Source organism: Nocardia sp. CC227C (genome assembly GCF_030767025.1).
Classification (GTDB): Bacteria; Actinomycetota; Actinomycetes; order Mycobacteriales; family Mycobacteriaceae; genus Nocardia.
Window position 1 is genome coordinate 114,220 of the sequence record NZ_JASITE010000003.1, and the last position, 21,804, is coordinate 136,023.

8 protein-coding genes are annotated in these 21,804 nt (G+C 69.9%); 5 read left to right on the plus strand and 3 right to left on the minus strand.

Features of this window, described 5'->3' with window-relative positions; translation table 11 throughout:
- Positions 1–29: 29 nt before the first annotated feature.
- The 3 genes from QMO76_RS06535 to QMO76_RS06545 all read left to right on the plus strand — a co-directional run bounded on the left by QMO76_RS06535 (position 30) and on the right by QMO76_RS06545 (position 16,618).
- Positions 30–13,976 (plus strand): non-ribosomal peptide synthetase, encoded by a 13,947-nt coding sequence (locus QMO76_RS06535; RefSeq protein ID WP_306360290.1) that lies wholly within the window; start codon positions 30–32, stop codon positions 13,974–13,976.
- A gap of 189 nt (positions 13,977–14,165) precedes the next feature.
- Entirely contained in the window at positions 14,166–15,206 is a 1,041-nt protein-coding gene (locus tag QMO76_RS06540) for an alpha/beta hydrolase family protein (RefSeq protein WP_306360635.1), read from the plus strand.
- A gap of 158 nt (positions 15,207–15,364) precedes the next feature.
- Positions 15,365–16,618, plus strand: coding sequence for an Nramp family divalent metal transporter (locus QMO76_RS06545; RefSeq protein WP_372341911.1), 1,254 nt, complete (start codon positions 15,365–15,367; stop codon positions 16,616–16,618).
- A 103-nt stretch (positions 16,619–16,721) separates the two neighbouring features.
- Here QMO76_RS06545 and QMO76_RS06550 read toward each other — a convergent pair whose 3' ends face one another.
- On the minus strand, positions 16,722–17,594 hold the full coding sequence (locus QMO76_RS06550; protein WP_306360291.1) for a polysaccharide deacetylase family protein: 873 nt from the start codon (positions 17,592–17,594) through the stop codon (positions 16,722–16,724).
- A gap of 65 nt (positions 17,595–17,659) precedes the next feature.
- Here QMO76_RS06550 and QMO76_RS06555 point away from each other — a divergent pair, with 65 nt between their 5' ends.
- Positions 17,660–18,031 carry a MerR family transcriptional regulator gene (locus tag QMO76_RS06555; RefSeq protein ID WP_306360292.1) on the plus strand — a complete coding sequence of 124 codons (372 nt, stop codon included), beginning with the start codon at positions 17,660–17,662 and terminating at the stop codon, positions 18,029–18,031.
- Positions 18,032–18,051: 20 nt separating this feature from the next.
- Here QMO76_RS06555 and QMO76_RS06560 read toward each other — a convergent pair whose 3' ends face one another.
- Entirely contained in the window at positions 18,052–18,846 is a 795-nt protein-coding gene (locus tag QMO76_RS06560; RefSeq protein ID WP_306360293.1) for an enoyl-CoA hydratase-related protein, read from the minus strand.
- Between the two features lie 139 nt (positions 18,847–18,985).
- On the opposite strand from QMO76_RS06560, the gene QMO76_RS06565 reads away from it, so the two are divergent.
- Positions 18,986–20,227 (plus strand): TetR/AcrR family transcriptional regulator, encoded by a 1,242-nt coding sequence (locus QMO76_RS06565; RefSeq protein ID WP_306360294.1) that lies wholly within the window; start codon positions 18,986–18,988, stop codon positions 20,225–20,227.
- Between the two features lie 15 nt (positions 20,228–20,242).
- Here the strand turns inward: QMO76_RS06565 and QMO76_RS06570 are convergent, their stop codons facing one another.
- A complete protein-coding gene (locus QMO76_RS06570; RefSeq protein WP_306360295.1) occupies positions 20,243–21,658 on the minus strand; it encodes an aldehyde dehydrogenase family protein in 1,416 nt (471 codons plus the stop codon).
- Positions 21,659–21,804 lie beyond the last annotated feature (146 nt).

Genomic DNA, 21,804 nt, shown 5'->3' on the forward strand with positions numbered 1-21,804 from the left:
CGCACGCTGACAGGGGAAGGGCCGGTGGCATGACCCGGCCGGTCCGTCAGCGGCCCACCCGCACCCGTCGACCCCGGGTCACCACGCTGCCGCAGCTCATGGCGTCGGCGGTGGAGGCCAATCCGAGCGGGGACGCCATTGTCTACGCCGATGCCGCGGGCACGCTGGCGACGCTCGGCTACGCCGAACTGGACGCGCGGTCCACGCGGCTGGCGCGGCTGCTGATCGAGCGGGGGATCGGGCCCGAGGATCTGGTGGCGATCGGGATCCCGCGCTCGCTCGACTCCGTCGTCGCGGTGTGGGCGGTCGCCAAGACCGGTGCCGGATATGTCCCGGTCGATCCGAACTATCCGGCCGACCGGGTGACCCATATGGTCACCGACTCGCGGGCGGTGCTGGGCCTGACCGTCGCCGCGGTGCGCGACGACCTGGCCGACGACGTCGAATGGCTGACCATCGACACCGCCGAATTCGCGCGGTCGGCGGCGGCGTATTCGGAGGAGGCCATCACCTCGGCGGATCGGGTGCGGCCGCTGCGCGCCGAACATCCGGCCTATGTCATCTACACCTCCGGTTCGACCGGCAAGCCCAAGGGCGTGGTGGTCACGCAGGCCGGTCTGTCCGGCTTCTGCGATGAGCAGCGGGAGCGCTACCGCACCGGAACCGAATCGCGCGCACTGCATTTCGCCTCCCCGTCCTTCGACGCCTCGGTGCTGGAACTGCTGCTCGCCCTGGGCGGGGCCGGGACGCTGGTGGTCGCCGCGCCCGATGTGCTCGGCGGTGACGAACTGGCCGCGCTGCTGCGGCGCGAACGCGTCACGCACGCCTTCATCACCCCGGCCGCGCTGGCATCGGTGGACCCGACCGGGCTCGACGACCTGCGCGTGGTGGTCGCCGGTGGCGAAGCCTGCCCACCGGATCTGGTGCGGCGCTGGGTACTTCCCATCGCGGGCGGCGGCACCCGGGAGTTCTACAACGGGTACGGGCCCACCGAGACCACCATCATGACCAATATCAGCGCACCGCTGGTGCCCGGGGAGCTGGTCACCATCGGCGGTCCGGTGCGCGGCATCACCGAATACGTGCTCGACGAGCGGCTGGTGCCGGTGGTCGACGGCGTGGTGGGCGAGCTGTACATCGCCGGTGCACAGGTGGCGCGCGGCTACCACGAGCGGCCGAGCCTGACGGCGGCGCGCTTCGTGGCCAATCCGCTCGATCCCGCCGGCTCCCGGCTCTACCGCACCGGCGACCTGGTGCGGCGCACCCCCTCCGGTGATGTGGAGTACCTGGGGCGCAACGACTTCCAGGTGAAGATCCGCGGCTTCCGCATCGAACTCGGTGAGATCGACGCGGTGCTCGGCTCGCACGACAGCGTGGATTTCGCCGTCACCGTCGGTCACCGGCTGGAGACCGGGGCGACCATCCTCGCCGCCTACGTCCACGCCGCCCCGGGCGCGTCGGTGGACGTGGACGAGCTGACCGCCTATGCCGAGCAGAGCCTGCCCGCGCATATGGTGCCCACCACGATCATGGTGCTGGACGCGATTCCGCTGACCCCGGTCGGCAAGCTGGACCGCCGCGCCCTGCCCGCGCCGCAGTTGCGCACCAAGGAATTCCGCGCCCCGGCGGGGCGGCTGGAGGAGCTGGTCGCGGGCGTCTTCGCCGACCTGCTCGACCCGACCGATCCCATCGGCGCGGACGACGACTTCTTCGAACTCGGCGGCAACTCGCTCATCGCCACCCGGGTCGCCGCCCGGCTGGGCGCGGAGATCGCCGCGCGCGTCCCGGCCCGCATGATCTTCACCGCGCCGACGGTCGCCGGACTGGCGGCCCAGCTGGAGCCGCTCGTCGGCGCGGGCGGGCGGCCCGCGCTCACGCCACAGCCGCGCCCCGACCGCATTCCGCTGTCGCTGGCCCAGCAGCGCATGTGGTTCCTCAACCAGTTCGACACCGCCTCGGCGGCCAACAACATCCCGTTCGCCATCCGGCTCACCGGCGCGCTCGATATCGCGGCGCTGCGCGCGGCCATCGGTGACCTGGTGCGGCGGCACGAGACGCTCCGGACGGTGTACCCGGCCGTGGACGGCACCGGATACCAGGTGATTCTGCCCGCGGAGCAGGCGATTCCGGAGCTGGAGCCGCAGGCGGTGGAGCCGGAGCGGGTCGCGGAATGGCTCACCGGGCTGGCGCTGCGCGGCTTCGACGTGGCCGCCGAGGTGCCGCTGCGCATCGAACTCGCCGAAATCGGGCTCGACGATTACGTGATCGCGGTGGTGGTGCACCACATCGCCGCCGACGGCGCGTCGGTGGGACCGTTCATGCGGGATCTGCTGGCCGCCTTCTTCGCTCGCCGTGATGGGCAGGCTCCGACATGGGAGCCGTTGGCGGTGCAGTACGCCGACTACACCCTGTGGCAGCGGGCGCTGCTGGGCGACGAGTACGAGCCCGGAACGCTGGCCGCCAACCAGATCGCCTACTGGCGCGAGACCTTGGCGGGCATCCCGGACCGCCTCGACCTGCCCGCGGACCGGCCGCGGCCGTCCATCGCGTCGGGCCGGGGCGCGGTGTACACCTTCGAGATCGACGCCGCGCTGCACGCGCGCCTCACCGAACTCGCCCACGACAGTGGCGCGTCGCCGTTCATGGTCGTGCACGGCGCGCTGGCGACGCTGCTGGCGCGGCTGTCGGGCACCGACGACATTGTGATCGGCACGCCGGTCGCGGGCCGAGGCGAGCGCGAACTCGACGACCTCATCGGCATGTTCGTCAATACGCTCGTGCTGCGCACCCGCGTGGACGCGGGTGCGTCGTTCGCGGAACTGCTGGAGCACGCGAAAGAGACGGATCTGGCGGCGTTCTCGCACGCCGAGCTGCCGTTCGAGCGGCTGGTGGAGGTCCTGGACCCGGTGCGGTCGCAGGCGCACCACCCGTTGTTCCAGGTGGCGCTGTTCTTCCACAATATCGAGACCCCGCGCATGGAACTGCCCGGCCTCACCGCCGAGGCCGTCGAGTTCGACGGTGCGGTAGCGAAATTCGATCTACAGCTGTCGGTGATCCCGCGCGAGCGCGACGGCGCGGCCGACGGCATGACGGCCGTGTTCACCTACGCCACCGACCTGTTCGACGAGGTCACGGTGGCGGAGTTCGCGCAGCGGCTGGTGCGCGTGCTCACCGCCGTCACCGACGATCCGCGCGCCGCCCTCGGTGCGATCGATCTGCTCGACGCCGCCGAGCGGGAGCGAATCCTGCACCACTGGAACGACACCGCACATCCCATCGCCCCCGAACTGCTGCTGGACGAATACCGCCGCGCGGTGCGACGGCATCCGGACGCCGTCGCCGTGGTGTACGAGGGCGCGGAACTCACCTACCGCGAGTTCGACGAGCGGGTCAACCGCCTCGCCCGGGTGCTCATCGCCGAGGGCGTGGGCGCGGAATCGCTGGTTGGCCTGGCCATTCGGCGGTCGCTGGATCTCGTGGTCGGCATGTACGCCATCATCACCGCCGGTGGCGCGTACGTGCCGCTGGATCCGGACCACCCGGCCGAGCGCATCGCCCACATTCTCGACACCGCGCAACCGGTGGCGGTGCTCACCACCACCGCCGACGAGGTGCCGGTGCCGGCGGGCACGCCGGTCATCCGGCTCGACACCGTGTCGCTGGACGAGTTCGCCGCCGCGCCCGTGACCTCCGCTGAGCTGCTGCGGCCCGTGCGGCCGGAGCATCCGGCGTATGTCATCTTCACCTCCGGCTCTACCGGTCGGCCCAAGGGCGTCGCGGTCTCGCATGCCGCCATCCACAACCAGACCACCTGGATGCTGGCCGCCTACCCGCTGACGCCGGATGACGTCTACTTCCAGAAGACCGCCACCACCTTCGACGTGTCGCTGTGGGGCTACTTCATGCCGCTGCGCACCGGTTCGAAGCTGGTGGTCGGCACCCACGACGGCCACCGGGATCCGCTGTACGTGGCGGAAACCATTGCCCGCGAGGGTGTCACGATCACCGACTTCGTGCCGTCCATGCTCACCGTCTTCGCCGCGCACACCACGCCCGGCAGCATTCCGACGCTCCAGGACGTCTTCGTCATCGGTGAGGCGCTGCCGCCGGAGACGGTCGCCGCGTTCGGGGCCGTGTCGGGGGCGCGGGTGCACAACCTGTACGGCCCCACCGAGGCCGCGGTGTCCATCACCTACTGGCAGGCGCGCGGGGACGAGCGGTCCTCGGTGCCGATCGGCCTGCCGCAGTGGAACAGCCGGGTGTACGTGTTGGATTCGCGGTTGCGGCCGGTTCCGGCGGGTGTCGCGGGTGAACTGTATCTGGCCGGTGATCAGCTGGCGCGCGGGTACGTGCGGCGTCCGGACCTGACGTCGGATCGGTTCGTGGCCAATCCGTTCGGGCGGGGCGAGCGCATGTACCGCACCGGCGACCTGGTGGTGTGGCGCGAATCCGACGGGGTGCGGCCGGAGCGGTTGGACTACATCGGGCGCACCGACTTCCAGGTGAAGTTCCGTGGTCAGCGCATCGAGCTGGGCGAGATCGAGACCGCGCTGCTGGCCCAGCCCGCGGTGAGTGCCGCCGTCGCGCTGGTGACGCAGTCCGAGCTGGGTGACCAACTGGTGGCCTATGCGGTGCCCACACCCGGCGCGACGATCGAGCAGACCGAACTGCTGGCGGCATTGGCGGATTCGCTACCGCAGTACATGATCCCGGCGACCATTGTGGCGCTGGAGGAATTCCCGCTGAACGCGAGCGGGAAGCTGGATCGCAAGGCGCTGCCCGAGCCGAGTTTCGCCGGGCGGGAGTTCCGTGCTCCGGCCACGCCGGTGGAGGAGATCGTCGCGGGGGTGTTCGCCGAGGTGCTCGGGATCGAGCGGGTCGGCGCGGACGACGATTTCTTCGCGTTGGGCGGCAATTCGCTGGTGGCCACGCAGGTGGTGGCGCGGCTGGGTACGGCGATCGGTGCGCGGGTGCCGGTGCGCACCCTGTTCGAGACGCCGACCGTGACCGCGTTGGCGGCGGCGGTGGAATCGCAGACGCGTCAGGGCCGCACGCACGAGCTAGGCGGTATCGAACGGCCGGAACGTTTGCCGCTGTCGCTGGCACAGCAGCGCATGTGGTTCCTCAATCGCTTCGAGGATCTCGGCGACGGCACGGTGTCGGCGGGTTCGGCGGCCTACAACCTGCCGTTCGCACTGCGGTTGTCGGGCAGCCTCGATACCGAGGCGCTGGCTTTCGCGCTCGACGACGTGGTGACCCGGCACGAGGTGCTGCGTACGGTCTATCCCGAAACAGCCGACGGCCCGGTGCAATTGATCCTGCCCGCCGGATCGCCGGAGGCGGCCGTTCGGCTCGCGCCCATCCGCGTCACCTCGGCGGAAGCCTTCGCGGCGGTCGCCGAACTCGCCGCCACCCCCTTCGACGTCACCCGCGAGGTGCCGATCCGGGTGCGGCTGTTGGAGATCAGCGATCTCGCGCCCGGCTCCCGGCGCGAATACGTGCTGGCCGTGGTCGCCCACCACATCGCCGCCGACGCCTCCTCCATGGGGCCGCTGGTGCGCGACATCATGACCGCCTACGCCGCCCGCACCGGCGGCTACGAGCCCGGCTGGCAGCCGCTGGCCGTGCAGTACGCCGACTACGCGCTGTGGCAGCGCGCCGTGCTCGGCGACGAGCACGACCCGGAATCCATTGCCGCGCAGCAGATCGACTACTGGCGCACCGCGCTCGCCGACCTGCCCGACCTGCTGGAGCTGCCCACCGACCGGCCGCGCCCCGCGGTGGCGTCGCTGGCCGGTGCGCGCGTCGACGTCACCATCGACGCCGACACCCACGCCGGGCTGGCGCGGTTGGCCCGCGAGCACAACGCCACCATGTTCATGGTGGTGCACACCGCGTTCGCGGTGCTGCTGGCGCGGCTGTCCGGCTCCGGCGACATCGCCATCGGCACCCCCGTCGCCGGGCGCGGTGAACGCGAACTCGACGACCTCATCGGCATGTTCGTGAACACGGTCGTCTTCCGCACCCGTCTGGACGGCGGTGACACCTTCGCCGACGTGCTCGCCCGGCAGCGCGATATCGACCTGCAGGCGTTCTCACACGCCGATATTCCGTTCGAGCGCCTGGTGGAGGTGCTCAGCCCGCCGCGCACCACCGCGCACCACCCGCTGTTCCAGGTCGGCCTGTCCTTCCAGAACATGGCCAGGGCCGCGCTCGAACTGCCCGGCCTCACCATCGCCGGGGTGGACGCGGACCTCGAGGTCTCCCAGTTCGACCTGCACCTCATCGTCTCCGACGCCTACGACGAGCACGGCGCACCGGCGGGCATCGGCGGCTTCATCACCTACGCCACCGACCTGTTCGACGAAAGCACCGTGGTCGGCTTCGTGGAGCGGCTGACCCGCCTGCTCGCGGCCGTGGTCGCGGACGACTCGGTACGCGTCGGCGATATCGACCTGCTCGCCGCCGCCGAACGCGCCGAGCTGCTCGGGGCGCGCAACGACACCGCGCGCCGCGTCGAAGCCACCACCCTGGCCGCACTGCTGGACCGCAGCGTCAACACCGTGCCCGGGGCCATCGCGCTCATCGGCCCCGACGGCGAGACGGTGAGCTACGCCGAGCTGAGCAAGCGGGTGAATCGCCTGGCCCGGCACCTGATCTCGCTGGGCGTCGGTCCCGAGGCGCGGGTGGCGCTGGCGCTGCGGCGCTCGGTGGACCTGGTGGTGGCGATGTACGCGGTCTCGGTCGCGGGTGGCGCGTATGTGCCGGTCGATCCCGACCAGGCCGCCGACCGCACGAACTACATCCTCGACACCGCGGCCCCGGTCTGTGTGCTGACCAATGCCGCCGCCGACTTCCACACCGACCGCGCCCCCCTGGTGCGGATGGACGAACTCGACCTCGGCACAGTCGATTTCATGGCGCTCACCGACGCCGACCGCATCGCCCCCCTACGCCCCGAACACACCGCCTACGTCATCTTCACCTCGGGTTCGACCGGCCGTCCCAAGGGTGTGGCGGTGCCGCACGCGGCCATTGTCAACCAGTTGCAGTGGAAGACGGCGGAGTTCAGCCTCGGTGTGGCCGACGCGGTCCTGCTGAAGACGGCTGCGACGTTCGATTTGTCGGTGTGGGAGTTCTGGTCGGCGGCGGTGTCGGGTGGCCGCCTGGTTATCGCCTCGCCCGACGGCCATCGCGACCCGGCGTATCTGAACGAGTTGATGGTCCGGGAGCAGGTCACCACCCTGCACGCCGTGCCATCGATGTTGGACGCCCTGCTCACCGAGTCGGGCGGCACCCTGGCGGGTTCGTTGCGTCGTGTGTTGGCCATCGGTGAGGCGCTGCCCGCCGCGGTGGCGCAGCGTTTCCGTGCGGCGAATGCTCAGGTGCGGCTGTTCAATCTCTACGGTCCGACCGAGGCGGCGGTGTCGATCACCTCGCATGCGGTGACCGACGCCGATGCGGGTTCGGTGTCGATCGGTGTCCCGGAGTGGAACAGCCAGGTCTATGTCCTGGACTCCCGTTTGCACCCGGTGCCCGATGGTGTCGCGGGTGAGCTCTACCTCGCGGGTACGCAGTTGGCGCGAGGCTATTTCGCTCGCCCGGACCTGACGGCGGATCGTTTCGTGGCGAATCCGTTCGCGGCCGATGGTTCGCGGATGTATCGCACGGGTGACTTGGTGGCGTGGTCGGCATCGGGTGGGTTGGAGTATCGGGGTCGTACCGATTTCCAGGTGAAGATCCGTGGTTTCCGTATCGAACTCGGTGAGATCGAGGCGGCGTTGCTGGCGTTGCCGGAGGTAGCCCAGACGGCGGTGTTGGCGAAGTCGGATGCCCGCACGGGCGACCGCTTGGTGGCGTACGTGGTCCCCGCGTCGGGCGAGCGGGACGTTGTCGGTGGGTCGTCCTCCGGCCGCGAGCTTTCTGTCGCGCTTGGGCAGTCTGCGCCAGGGGCGCAGGGTGGGCAAGCGCAGCCGCGCACCCCGGAAGCGGACTCGTTCCCTACAACTGGTCCGGGCGTCTCCGAGCCCGCGCTGTTGGATACCGCCGGGTTGAGGTCGGCGTTGTCGGCGGCGTTGCCGTCCTATATGGTCCCGTCGGCGTTCGTGGTCTTGGACGAGCTCCCGTTGAATGTCAACGGCAAGCTCGACCGCAAGGCGTTGCCGGAGCCGGAGTTCGAGTCCACGGCCTTCCGTGCCCCGGCGACCCCGATCGAGGAGATCGTGGCGAGCGTGTTCGCCGAGGTGCTGGGTGCTGATCGGGTCGGTGCGGACGATGATTTCTTCGCGCTGGGCGGTAATTCGTTGTTGGCGACGCAGGTCGCTGCTCGTATCGGTGCGGCCCTGGATGCGCGGGTTCCGGTGCGGGTGTTGTTCGAGGCGTCCACGGTCGCGGGTTTGGCGGCGCGGGTGGAGCAGCATGCCGGTGCGGGTGACCGCACGGCGTTGACCGCGCAGGAGCGTCCGGAACAGATCCCGTTGTCGTTGGCGCAGCAGCGGATGTGGTTTTTGAATCAGTTCGATACGTCTTCGGCGGCGTACAACATTCCGGTGGCGGTGCGTTTGTCCGGTGATCTGGATGTGGATGCGTTGGGTCGGGCGGTGGCGGATGTGGTCGCGCGTCACGAAACCCTGCGCACCATCTACCCGCACACCGACGGCGCGGCCCACCAGCTGATCCTGCCCCCGTCCCGAGCCGTCCCCGACCTCACCCCGATCCCGGTCACCACCGCCGACCTGCGCGACAGCATCACCGCCATCGCCTCCACCGGCTTCGATGTGACAACGGAAGTCCCGTTGCGCGCCAAGCTGTTCCACGTCGATCCGGGTGCGATCGCCGACCCCGCGGCTGATCCCGAGTACGTCCTGGTCTTCGTCGTCCACCACATCAGCGCCGACGGCTGGTCCATGGGTCCGCTGACCCGTGACGTCATGCTGGCCTACGCCGCCCGCTCCCATGGCGATGCCCCCGCGTGGACCCCCTTGCCGGTGCAGTACGCCGACTACACCCTGTGGCAGCGCGAGGTGCTCGGCTCCGAGGACGACCCGCGGAGCCTCATCTCCGCCCAGACCGACTACTGGCGTACCGCGCTGGCCGATCTGCCGGACGAGATCAACCTCCCGTCCGATCGCCCGCGCCCGCCGGTGGCCTCCTTCCGCGGCGGCACGGTGAGCTTCCCGATCAGCGCCGAGATCCAGGCGGGTCTGCGGGAGATCGCCCGCGAGCGCAACGCCACCATGTTCATGGTGGTGCACACTGCGCTGGCGGTATTCCTGGCGCGGCTGTCGGGCACCGCCGATATCGCCATCGGCACCCCGGTGGCCGGTCGTGGCGAGGCCGAACTCGACGATGTGATCGGCATGTTCGTCAACACCCTGGTGCTGCGCACCCGGGTGGCCGGTGACCTGACCTTCGACGAACTGCTCGCCGAGGTCAAGGACACCGACCTGCGCGCGTTCGCGCACGCCGACCTGCCGTTCGAACGGCTCGTCGAGGTGCTCAAGCCGGAGCGCAATACCGCCCGCAATCCGCTGTTCCAGGTCATGCTGGCCTTCCAGAACCTGCACGACAGCAGCTTCGACCTGCCCGGCCTGCGCATCACCCCGCTCGAATCCGACGCGCAGGCATCGCAGTTCGATCTGGCGCTGGCCCTGCGGGAGACCGGCGACGCCGGCATCTACGCCATGTTCACCTACGCCCGTGACCTTTTCGACGAGGCCACGGTGGAGGTGTTCGCGCAGCGCTTCACCGCCCTGCTGGCGGAGATCACCACCCGCCGCGACACTCCCGTCGGCGACCTGCCGCTGCTCGATCCGGTCGAGTACGAACTGCTCACCCACGTGCACGGCGACGACGTCATGGCCACCGGGCTGCTGCCCGATCTGCTCACCGCGGGGCTGCGGCACGGCCGCGACCGCATCGCGGTGCGCTGGCGCGGCAATTCCATCTCCTACGGCGATCTCGACGAGTACTCGTCGCGGCTGGCGCGACTGCTCATCGCCCGCGGCGTGGGGCCGGAAAAGCTGGTGGCCGTGGCCTTCCCGCGTTCGCTCGGCATGGTCATGGCGGTGCTGGCGATCAGCAAGGCCGGCGGCGCGCACGTGCCCATCGACCCGACCTACCCGGCGGACCGGGTGCGGCACATGATCACCGATTCCGGTGCGATGCTCGGCCTGACCTCCAAGGCGTACGCCGATATCCTGCCCGCCGAGGTGGATTGGCTGGTCATGGACGATCCGGCCACCGATCAGCTGGTGTCGCTGCGGTCCAACGCGCCGGTGACCGACGCGGATCGCCGTGCGCCGCTGCGGATGCGGCATCCGGCGTACATGATCTACACCTCCGGTTCCACCGGCAGGCCCAAGGGCGTCGTGGTGACGCACGCCGGTGTGGGCGGCCTCGCCGACTACGCCACCTCGCGCTACGACCTGCATCCCGATCACCGGATGCTGCACATCTGCTCGCCCAGTTTCGACCCGTCGGTGCTGGAGTGGGTGTGCGCCTTCTACACGGGCGCGACGCTGGTGATCGTGCCGTCGGAGATCATGGGCGGCCCGGAACTGGCCGAGCTCATGCGGGCCGAGCAGGTCACCCACGCCATCATCACTCCGGCCGTGGTCGGCACCATGGATCCGGAGGGGCTCGAGCAGCTCGAAATGCTGTCCGTGGGCGGCGATGTCACCACGCCCGAGCTGCTGGCCAAGTGGCAGCCGGGGCGGGTGTACCACAATGCCTACGGTCCCACCGAGACCACCATCATCTCGTCCTACGCGCAGTTGACGCCGGGGCGGCACATCACCATCGGCACGCCGGTGCACGGCATGTCGGCGCTGGTGCTCGACGCCCGCCTGCACCCGGTGCCGCCGGGTGTCGCGGGTGAGCTGTACCTGGCGGGCGGTGCGCTGGCCCGGGGCTACCACAACCGTCCAGGGCTGTCGGCGGATCGGTTCGTCGCGAATCCCTGGGGCGCACCGGGTGCGCGCATGTACCGCACCGGCGATGTGGTGCGCTGGTACGCCGAACCACAGGACCGCAGCGGCAACCGCGCGCTGCCGTCCATCCAGTGGGAGCTGGATTACGTGGGGCGCAGCGACTTCCAGGTCAAGATCCGCGGCTTCCGCATCGAACTCGGCGAGATCGACGCGGTGCTCGCCGGCCACCCGGACGTCGACTTCGCGGTCACCCTGGGCCGCGCGAACAGTGCGGGTGCCACCATGCTGGTGTCCTATGTGCTCGGGAAGTCCGGCCGTGCCGTCGATCCCGACGCGCTCACCGATTTCGCGGCGCACAGCCTGCCGCCGCATATGGTGCCCGCGGCCGTCGTGGTGCTCGACGAGGTGCCGCTGACGCCGGTCGGCAAGCTGGACCGCGCCGCGCTGCCGGAACCGGTACTGGCGCAGCGGGAGTACCGCGCCCCCGGCACACCGCTGGAGGAGGCCGTGGCGGCCGCCTTCGCCGAGGCGCTCGGGGTGGACCGGATCGGCGCGGACGACGACTTCTTCGCACTCGGCGGCAACTCGCTGCTGGCCACCCGCGTCGTCATCGACCTGTACGAGCGCACCGGGGCGCGGATCGCGGTGGCCGCCTTCTTCGGCGACGCCACCGTTTCCGGGCTGGCCCGGCAACTCGGCATCCTGCTGGAGTCCGAGCAGGACGCGGAGGCCGCCGAGCTGGACGCGGAGGCCGCCGTGGCGGCCGCCCTCGCGGTGGTGCTGCCGCTGCGTGCCGGAGGGCAGCGACCGCCGCTGTTCGTGCTGCATCCGCTGGGCGGATTGTCGTGGTGCTATTCGGGATTCACCCGCCACCTGCCCGTGGAGCAGCCGATCCTGGGCATCCAGACCCCGGCGCTCACCGAACCGGACTACGCGCCGGAGTCGCTGGCCGATATCGCGAACCGCTATGCGGCCGAGATCCGGCGGGCGCAGCCCGAGGGTCCGTACCGGCTGCTGGGCTGGTCGCTGGGCGGCAAGCTCGCCCACGCCGTGGCCACGCGCCTGCAGAGTGCGGGCGAGCGGGTGGACCTGCTGGCCGTTCTGGACGGCTACCCGCGCGTGGACGACACCGATTTCAAGGCGGCCATCCGGGAGACGTTCACCAGTCTCGGCGTCGCCGTCGAGGACCTGCCGGATACCGACGATCTCACCGAACTCGGTGACGCGGCACTGGCCGCGCTGCACGCCTCCATCTCCCAGGAGCTGGCGGCCATGACGCCCGAGCGCCTGCGGCGCATCTATCAGACCGCCATGCGCAGCGTGGAATTGTCCGATGTGGAGCTCGCCGAGATGTTCCGGGGCAACCTCCAGTTCTTCACCGCCACCGTCGACCGCACCGAGACCATGCGGCAGTGGTCGGCGGCGGACTGGCAGCCCTACGTCTCCGGCCGCATCGTCGACCACGCGATCGAGGTGCCGCACGAGCAGATGACCGGCGACGAGGCGCTCGCGGTGATCGGCCCGCGCATTGCCGAACTGCTCGATTCGGCGGAGGAATCGCGCGCATCGCAGCGCGAGCCGATGGCCGAACCAGCGGGGCGGGGCCGCGAAACGGCGGAGCCGGACCACGAGCCCGACCACACGGCCCATACACCGGACAGCGGGGTGATCGGTTCGCCGTTCGGTCCCGCGGTACCCGTGGACGGGATGATCGTGCCGGGCGCGGGCGGCGACGTGGACGCCGACCCGGCGTCCGGTCCGCTGGAAGTGTCGCCGCTGCCGCCGGGTGCGGTGGATGTGCTCGCCGCCGAACCGTCCGGTCTCGTACTGCGGGTCATCACGCTCGATATCGCCGCCGACTGCCCGCCCTGGCGGGTGCGGCAGTCCGTGGCCGCGCTGTTCGAACGGCACCCTGGGCTGCGGGCCCGGCTGCGCCGGGACGCGGAGGGGCTGAGCTTCGAGTATCCGGACGCCGATCCGGACGACGCGGTGGTGTGGCGGTTCGACTGGGCGGGGGAGACCTCCGGCGAGCTCGTCGACAGCGTCATCCGCGCCGCCGCCGCGGAACTCGATCCCGACAAGGGGCGCAATGTCCGCTTCGTGCTGCTCGACGCCAAGGAGGTGGACCCCGTCGCCGAGACCGTCGACGAGGCGGCCGCCACGCTGGTGGTGATCGCCAACGGCCTGGTCGTGGACGACACCTCCTGGCGCACCATCATCGAGGAGCTGACCGCCTCCTGGTCCGGCGGGCACGCCACGCCGCCGGCCGCCGTGGCCCATCCGGCGGGCCTCGCCCGGGAACTGGCGCGCCGCGCCGACCACCCGGACATCGTGGCCGAACTGCCGTGGTGGATCGACGCCCTGGAGGCCGGGCCGATCACCGACGCCGACCCCGCCGGGGGCCGCGGGCGGATCACGGTGACCATCACCGCCGAGGGAGCGGGCGCGGTCGACACCGTGGCCCGCCGCTACCGGGCCACCATCGACGAGGTGCTGCTCACCGCGCTGGCGGTCACCCTGCCCGCCCTCGACGGCATGAGCGACCTGCTCGGCTCGGTGGTCCGGCTGCCCGCCGACGGCCGCCTGTTCGGCGACCCCGACACCCAGCGCGCCATCGGCTCCTTCACCACCAGCTATCCGCTGCCGCTGCGGCTGAACGCGGTGGACTTCGACGAGATCCGCCAGGGCGGCCCGGTCGCCGGAAGTGTGATTCAACACGTCCGCGACATGTGCCGGACGGTGCCGTCGCAGGGGGTGGGTTTCGGCCTGCTGCGCCACCTCGGCACGCCCGCACCGGAACTCGCGGGCGCGGCGGGCCGGATCGGATTCCGCTACCGGGATCTGCGCCCGGCCCGCGTACATCCGGAAACGGCCGCGCCGGATCTGCATCTGGACATCACCGTCGACACCACCCAGGACGGATTCATCGCACGATTCGACTACGCCGGAGCGGTGTTGTCCTTGGATCAGGTGAAGGGATTGGTGGAAGGTTGGGTACAGGCTCTGGGCGGACTGGCCGAGCACGGCCGGACATCGAATACGTAACATTGACCCCTGTTGTGGCGACTGCATAGGCCGTATGGTCTGTCGAAGTGCTCTGGCCACAGTGTGTGGAGGCCGTCGGGAGATCCCTGACGGTCGGGGTGGTCGCCAGGACTCGAATTGAAGCGAAGGTGTGAAACATTGATTCGTCGATCTGTCCGGAACGGGGTTGCCGTCGGCCGTCGCCGCGGCGTGCGTGCGGCCGCGCTCATCGCGGCCACCGCCGTACTCACCGGTCTGACCGCCGGCATCGGCACGCAGAGCGCTGTCGCTGACCCGATCATCGACAACAAGAAGCTGCTCGCCGATCCCGTCGCCCCCGACGGTTCGAAGATCACCAAGGCCGAGATGAAGGACGAGCGGAACATCCGCCTCTACGTCTACTCGGCCGCCATGGACGCCACCTACCCGGTCGATGTGCAGCGGCCCGCCGACACCTCGGCACCGCGCCCGACCCTCTACCTGCTCAATGGCGCGGGCGGCGGTCAGGACGACGCCTCGTGGCAGAAGAAGACCGACATCGTGAACGGCTTCCTCGGTGACAAGAACGTCAACGTGGTCCAGCCGATCGGCGGCAAGTGGTCATACTACACCGACTGGCAGCAGCCCGACCCGAATCTGGGCGTCAACAAGTGGACGACCTTCTTCACCGAGGAGCTGCCGCCGCTCATCGACGCCGCCCTCGGTACCAACGGCATCAACGCCATCGCGGGCATCTCCACCTCCGGCACCACCGTGCTCCAGCTACCCGAGAAGGCCCCGGGGCTGTACAAGGCCGCCGCCGCCTACTCGGGCTGCGCCCAGTTCGCAGATCCGGTGGGCCGTGAGTTCATGCGCCTGACCGTCGAGGTCTGGGGCGGCGGCGAGATGGAGAACATGTACGGCCCGCCGGACTCGCCCGCCTGGGTCGAGAACGATCCGGTGGTCAACGCCGACAAGCTGCGCGGCGTCGAGCTGTACATCTCCACCGGCAACGGCCTGCCCGGCCAGTACGACACGCTGAACGGCGAGTACGCGCTGCCCGGTGCGTACGGCCTGGCCAACCAGCTCATCATCGGCGGCGCCATCGAGGCGGGCACCCAGTACTGCACCGCCAACCTGAAGAACAAGCTGGATTCGCTCGGCATCCCGGCGACCTACAACTTCCGCAGCTCCGGCACCCACTCGTGGGGCTACTGGAACGACGAGTTCATGAACTCGTGGCCGGTGCTGGCCCGCGGCCTGGGTCTGTAGGCGGTAGCCGAACCGAGGATCGACGCCCCGTCCGCACTGCCGTGCGGGCGGGGCTTTGTCGTGCGGCGCCGAATGTTCTCACCTGGAAACAGGGAGATTGGTCTCTTTGATCGGGGTCTCGCTGAACGATAAGTTCGGTAACCCATAAACTTTGTTTTGTGAGCACTACCGTACTGACCGAACCGCCGCGTTCCGCGCGGCAACGCGCCCGGTCCGCGGCGGTAATGCTCGGTCCGGCCTTCGTCGCCGCCATCGCCTACGTGGACCCCGGCAATGTCGCCTCGAATATCAGCGCGGGCGCGCAATTCGGATATCTGCTGGTGTGGGTCATCGTCATGGCGAATGTGATGGCCGGACTGGTGCAATTCCTCAGCGCCAAACTCGGGCTGGTGACCGGCATGTCGCTGCCCGAGGCGGTGCGTGCCAAGGCCGGCCGCCCGGTCCGCCTGTCGTACTGGGCACAGGCCGAGGTCGTCGCCATGGCCACCGATCTCGCCGAGGTGGTGGGTGGCGCCATCGCGCTGAACCTGCTCTTCGGCCTGCCGCTGCTGATGGGCGGCGTCATCACCGGATTGGTGTCGCTGGCCCTGCTGGCCGTGCAGAACCGACGCGGGCAGCGGCCCTTCGAACGCGTCGTCACCGGCATGCTGGCCGTCATCGCGGTGGGATTCCTGGCCAGCGTGGTCATCGCACCGCCTTCGGCGGCGGGCACGCTGGGCGGCCTGGTCCCGCGTTTCGACGGCAGCGAGAGCGTTCTGCTCGCCGCCGCCATGATCGGCGCGACCGTCATGCCGCACGCGGTCTACCTGCACTCCGGACTGGCCCGCGACCGGCACGGCAGCCCCGAACCCGGTCCGGCGCGCGTCCGGCTGCTGAAGATCACCAAGGTCGATGTCGGCCTGGCCATGGTGCTGGCGGGCACGGTGAACATGGCCATGCTGCTCATGGCCGCCCAGACGCTGCGCGGGCGCGAGGGCATCGACACCATCGAGGCCGCCCACGGCGCGGTACGCGATGTGCTCGGCCCCGGCGCGGCGCTGCTGCTGGCCATCGGGCTGCTCGCCTCCGGACTGGCCTCGGCTTCGGTGGGCGCGTACGCGGGCGCGATGATCATGGACGGTCTGCTGCACCGCACGGTGCCGCTGCTGGTGCGCCGCGTGGTGACCCTCGTCCCGGCCCTCGCCGTCCTTGCCGTCGGCGTCGACCCCACCCGGGCGCTGATCGTCTCGCAGGTGGTGTTGTCCTTCGGCATCCCCTTCGCCCTGATTCCCCTGGTGCGCTTCACCAGTGATCGCGCGCTGATGGGCGAGGACGTCAACCACCGCGTCACCACCGGCCTGGCCTGGGTCGTCGCGGGCATCATCTCGGCGCTGAACGTGGCGCTGATCTATCTCACGGTCGCCGGAGGGTGACCGTGTCCCACGCGGTGTCACAACCGCTCGTGCGGCGCAGGGGGCCGCACGCAGGGCCGCGCCCCCGTTCCGGGCAATCCGGAGCGGGGGTGCGCGGCAGCGCTCAGGCGGCCGAGCGCGCGTAGTGATCGGCGATGTCGTCGCTCGTCGTCACCCATACGGCCGGATGGCCGGTGATGTAGTCCAGGGCCTCGACCAGATAGCGGTGCCGGAACGCCTGCCCGATCACGAACGGGTGCAGGGCAAGGGGCAGCACCCGGCCGCTGTCGTCCGCCTCGGCGTCGGCGACGAGTTGGTCGAGCTGATCCTTCATCATCCGGGCGAAATCGGGTCCGGTCAGGCCCTTGCTCACGAAGGCGCCGATGTCGTTGAGTTCCACCGAATACGGGAGGCTCAACATGCCGGGCACGTTCAGACGGTAGGGCTGGTCGTCGTTGGTCCAGTCGAGGACGTACCGAAGTCCCAACTCGGCCAACAGTTCCGGGGTGGCGAATGTTTCGGTCAGACCGGGTCCCATCCAGCCCTGCGGCCGCTGTCCGGTGGTCTTCTCGATAGTGGTGACGATCTCGCGCAGAGCCGTGCGCTCCTCCTCGCGCGCGAGGTCGGTGTGCAGGTGGCTGTTGCTGCTGCCGTGCGCCAGCCAGACCCAGTCGCGCTCCCGGCCCGCCGCGATGATCTGGGGATAGCGTTCGCCCACATCGGAATTCAACAGCGCACTGGCCCGGATGCCGTGGGTGTCGAGCGCCTGTATCACCCGCCAGATGCCCACCCGCGGGCCGTAGTCGCGCCAGCCGTAATTGAGTGGGTCCGGGGTCAGCGCCGTTGTGCCCTCGTAGGTGGCAGTGCCCGGCAGGTCCACGTAGAAGTGCTCGATATTGAGCCCGACGTAGAAGGCGACGGATTTGCCGTCCGGCCAGCGCAGCGGTTCCCGTCCGGCGATGGGGCCGTAGTCGAAGAGGGTGACGTCCTTACTCATGGCGCTATGCTCGAACATTGACATTGATGTGAAGGTCAACCGGTAGCCGATGTGAGGTGCGGCATATGCGAATCAAGGAACTGGCGGAACGCACCGAGACCTCGCCGCGCCTGCTGCGCTACTACGAACAACAGGGCCTGCTGCGAGTCACTCGCTCCGCCAATGGTTATCGAGATTACGACGAGCGCTTCGTGGAGCAGGTGCTGCATATTCGCGGCCTGCTGGAGGCGGGTCTCCCGACCCGCATCATCAAACAGATCCTGCCCTGCCTCGACGACCCCGCCGACATCCACTTCGCCGATGCCACACCGGAAATCATCGCAACCCTGGAACACCAGCGCGACCGCATGAGCCAGCGCATCGACCTGCTGACCCGCAACCGCGACGCCATGACGCGCTACCTGGAGTCGCTGCGCGGCTGCGCGCGACCGGTGTGAGGGTGCGGGCGCCGGTGGGTTCAGTCGGTGAACACCGGCTTGCGCTTCTGGAGCATGGCGGCCGCGCCTTCGGCGAAGTCCGGTGCCTCCAAAAGCTCGGACTGACCGATCTTCTCGGCCGCGAGCGCACCGTCCAAGGCGGCGAGGGCGGCCTGATTGAGGGCGCGCTTGGTGAGCTCGGTGGCACGGCGCGGGCCGTTGGACAGTGTGGCGACCGCAGCCTCCACCCGGGCATCGAGCTGGTCGGCGGGCAGCACGTCGGTGACGAGGCCGTGCTGTTTGGCCCTGGCCGCGGGCAGCCGCTCGCCCAGCAGCGCCATTTCGGCGGCCAGCGGGCGACCGGCGGCGGCCGCGACCATGGCCGCCGCGCCGCCGTCGGGCATGAGGCCGATATTGATGAATGCCAGCAGCAGGTAGGAGTCCTCGGCGAGGTAGGTCAGATCGGCGGCGAGCGCGAAGGCCGCGCCGACTCCGGCGGCGGCCCCCTCGACCCGCGCGATCACCGGCAGCGGCGAATCCACGATGGCCTTGATCATGGCGTTGGCGGCGTCCATGGTCATCTCCGCGGTGACGCCCCGTGCCGTCGCCGCGGGTGCGGCCGCCAGATCGGCCCCGGTGCAGAAGTCGCCGCCCTCGCCGGTCAGAACGATGACGCGCAACGCGGTATTCTGCGATGCCGCCCGGACCGTCTCCCCGAGCCCGACCATGGTGTCGTAATCGATGGCGTTCTTCCGCTTGGGGTTGGTGATCGTGATACGCAGTACCCGTCCGTCCGGAACGGCGCTGAAGCCCGGGGTGGTCGCGATATCGGTCATGGGTGCTCCTGGGTACGCGAACGGCGACGGTGCCGATGTGGTCCGCATTGCCATTGTGGCTCGCATTGCGAATTGTGGTTAACTTAGGTGTACTTGTTCGGCACTGTCAACAGGTGGTGCCACCGAGAAGGAGTAGTGAATGGTCGCCGATCGCAGCGAGCCGGGACTCGCTTCCGCGCGACCGGACGGCGATGCGACGCCCCGGCGTCGACCCAAGAACCGCAAGGCGCAGATCGTGCGAGTTGCCGCCCGGGCGTTCGCCGAACGCGGCTATCACCCGGTCGGAGTGGACGAGATCGCCGCCGAGGTCGGCATCTCCGGCCCCGCCCTGTACCGGCACTTCAAGAACAAGTACGCGCTGCTGGTCGCCGCCGCCGACATGGGCGCGCGGCAACTGCTCGACGCCGCCGAGGCCGCGGACGATCCCGGCCTGGAACCGGAACCGCGACTCACCAAGCTGATTCGCGGCATCGCCGAGTACACCATCGAGGTGCGACGCGAGGGCGGCCTGTACCGCTGGGAGCGCCGCTACCTGGAGCGCGCGGACCGCGATCGCATCCGGGTCATGTACGTGGACCTGCACAAAACCGTGGCGGTGCCGATCCGCGAGCTACGCCCCGACGCCGACCCCGCCGACATCACGCTGCTCACCGCGGCCGTCCTCAGCGCCATCGGCAGCGTCACCCACCACCGCACCACGCTGTCCACCACCCGGCTGATCGGACTGCTCGACGATATCTGCCGGTCCATCCTGCGTACCGACCTGCCGCCCGCGCCGCCGCCGGTCACCGGCGACCCCGTGCCGCGCGGCCTGCCGGTCATCTCCAAGCGGGAACAGCTGCTCACCGAGGCCATCCGCATCTTCGGACGGCAGGGCTACCACGAGGCGAGCATCGAGGAGATCGGCGCGGCCGCGGGCATCAACGCCTCCAGCGTGTACCGCTATTTCGCCAGCAAATCCGATCTGCTGGCCGCGGCCTTCCACCGCACCGGCGAACGGGTGGCCATCGCCAATGCCGAGGCGCTGGCGGAGGCCACCAGCCGCGCCGACGCCGCCGTGCGCATCGCCGAGCGTTTCGCACGGATGACCTTCACCATGCCGGAGATCCTGCCGGTCTACTTCGCGGAATTCTCCAATCTGCCCGCCTCCGAACAGCATCGGCTGCGCTCCATCCAACGCCAGAACGTGCTGGAGTGGGCCAATCTGCTCGACGGTGACGCGGTGGAGGCGCGTTTCCGGGTGCACGCGGCCATCGCCCAGGTGATCGACGTGGGGCGGCGCATCAAATTCGACGCCCGCCCCGAGAACATCGCGCGGGTGAGCACGCTCATGCGCGCCGTGCTGCTCGGCGTCGACGCGACCGCCCCCGTGCGGAACTGACGGTCACTTACGTGCTCACACCCGGTGGCGCAGCCGGAAGATCATGCGCGCCAGGCGCAGGTGCTGCGGATGCCGTTCGAAGCTGGACTGCTCGACCGGGTCGCGCCGGTGCTTCTCGGTAATGGTGAGCGGTCGGGCGAAGGCCCGCAGCTGCTGTTCGTCGCGGGTCCGGCCCGGACCGTCGGTGCCGTAGACCGGAGCCGAGTTCACGGTCACCACTTCGGTTTTCAGCCGCTCGGCGAATTCCGGCACGCTGCGCACATCCCGGGTGAAGACGGCGACCGAGCGGGAGCGGGCGCCGAGCCGCTCCACCGCCTCGTCCATGCTCCGCACCTTGTTCACCACCAGCACCGGCCCGACCGCGTCCCCGCTCAGGGCCAGGCTCACCTCCGGAACCTCGGTGAGCACGATCGGTTCGATGTAGGGCGTGCGGATGGAGTCCAGTCCGCCGACCACGGCCTGACCGCCCCGGCTGAGCGCGTCCCGCACGTGGCGGCGCACCACGTCGGTCTGCGACTCCAGGGTCATCGGACCGTAGGAGGCGCGCCGATCCGCCCCGGGGCGCAGCTGACGGGCTTGCGCCGCAACGAGATCCAGGAACGGCTCGTACACCGACTCGGCCACGTACGCGCACTGCACCCCGGCCGGATGCTGCCCGGCATTGGCCATGGCGCCGAAGACGGCGGCCGCGGCGGCCTCGGGCAGCCGGGCGTCCACCTGCACCACCATGGCTCCCCGGCCGCCCTGTTCGACGAGCAGGGGGGTGGCGTGCTGGGCGCACAGCGCGCTCACCTCGCGGGCCCCGGCGGCGGAGCCGGTGTAGGAGATGGCGGCCAGCCGCGCTCGGCACAACGCCGCGGCCGTCGTGCTGTCCCCCGTGACAACCTGCAACACCGGTTGATTCGGGGCGAGGCGGCTCCAGCTGTCGGCCAGCCAGGCGCCGACGCCGGGGGTGAGTTCACTGGGTTTGAGCACCACCGGGTTTCCGGCGGCCATGGCGCAGACGATGGCGTTCATGGCGGTCAGCACGGGGTTGTGCCAGGAGCCGAGCACGCCGACCACGCCCAGTTGCCGGTAGCCGACCGACGCCTGCCGCGTGCGCCGGAATCTTCCGGTGGTGCGTCGGCCGAGCACCTTCTCGGCGTTGCGGGCGGCCCAGTGCAGATGCTCCACTGCGGCGGTCACCTCGATGGCCGCGTCCAGTCGGGGTTTGCCGGTCTCGGCGCTGACGAGTTCGACCAGCTCGCGGGTGCCGCGCGCCACGGCGCGCTTCCAGTCCAGCAGCCAACGTTTGCGTCCGTCGAATCCGATTGCGGCCCACCACTGTTCGGCGGCGTGCGCGGCGCGGACGGAGCGGGTGACCTCACCGGAGCCCATAATGGCGTAATCACCCACGACCTCGCCGGTGCGCGGGTCGTAGGACGTCAGCACCTTCGGTCGGCCAGTTCCTCCCGGGTGCGCTGCCGTGCGTGGCTGCGCGGACTCGGCCATGATCACCTCTCGCAGGCCGGAAAAACGTCTCCCCGTGGGCCAGACTATGGTCCGTTCGGCGTACCCGACAAGGTTCGGAATACTGC

Coding starts and splice junctions, on each gene's coding strand:
- QMO76_RS06535 (WP_306360290.1), top strand. CDS start 30: ATGACCCGGCCGGTCCGTCAGCGGCCCACCCGCACCCGTCGACCCCGG.
- QMO76_RS06560 (WP_306360293.1), bottom strand. CDS start 18,846: ATGACCGATATCGCGACCACCCCGGGCTTCAGCGCCGTTCCGGACGGA.
- QMO76_RS06565 (WP_306360294.1), top strand. CDS start 18,986: ATGGTCGCCGATCGCAGCGAGCCGGGACTCGCTTCCGCGCGACCGGAC.
- QMO76_RS06555 (WP_306360292.1), top strand. CDS start 17,660: ATGCGAATCAAGGAACTGGCGGAACGCACCGAGACCTCGCCGCGCCTG.
- QMO76_RS06550 (WP_306360291.1), bottom strand. CDS start 17,594: ATGAGTAAGGACGTCACCCTCTTCGACTACGGCCCCATCGCCGGACGG.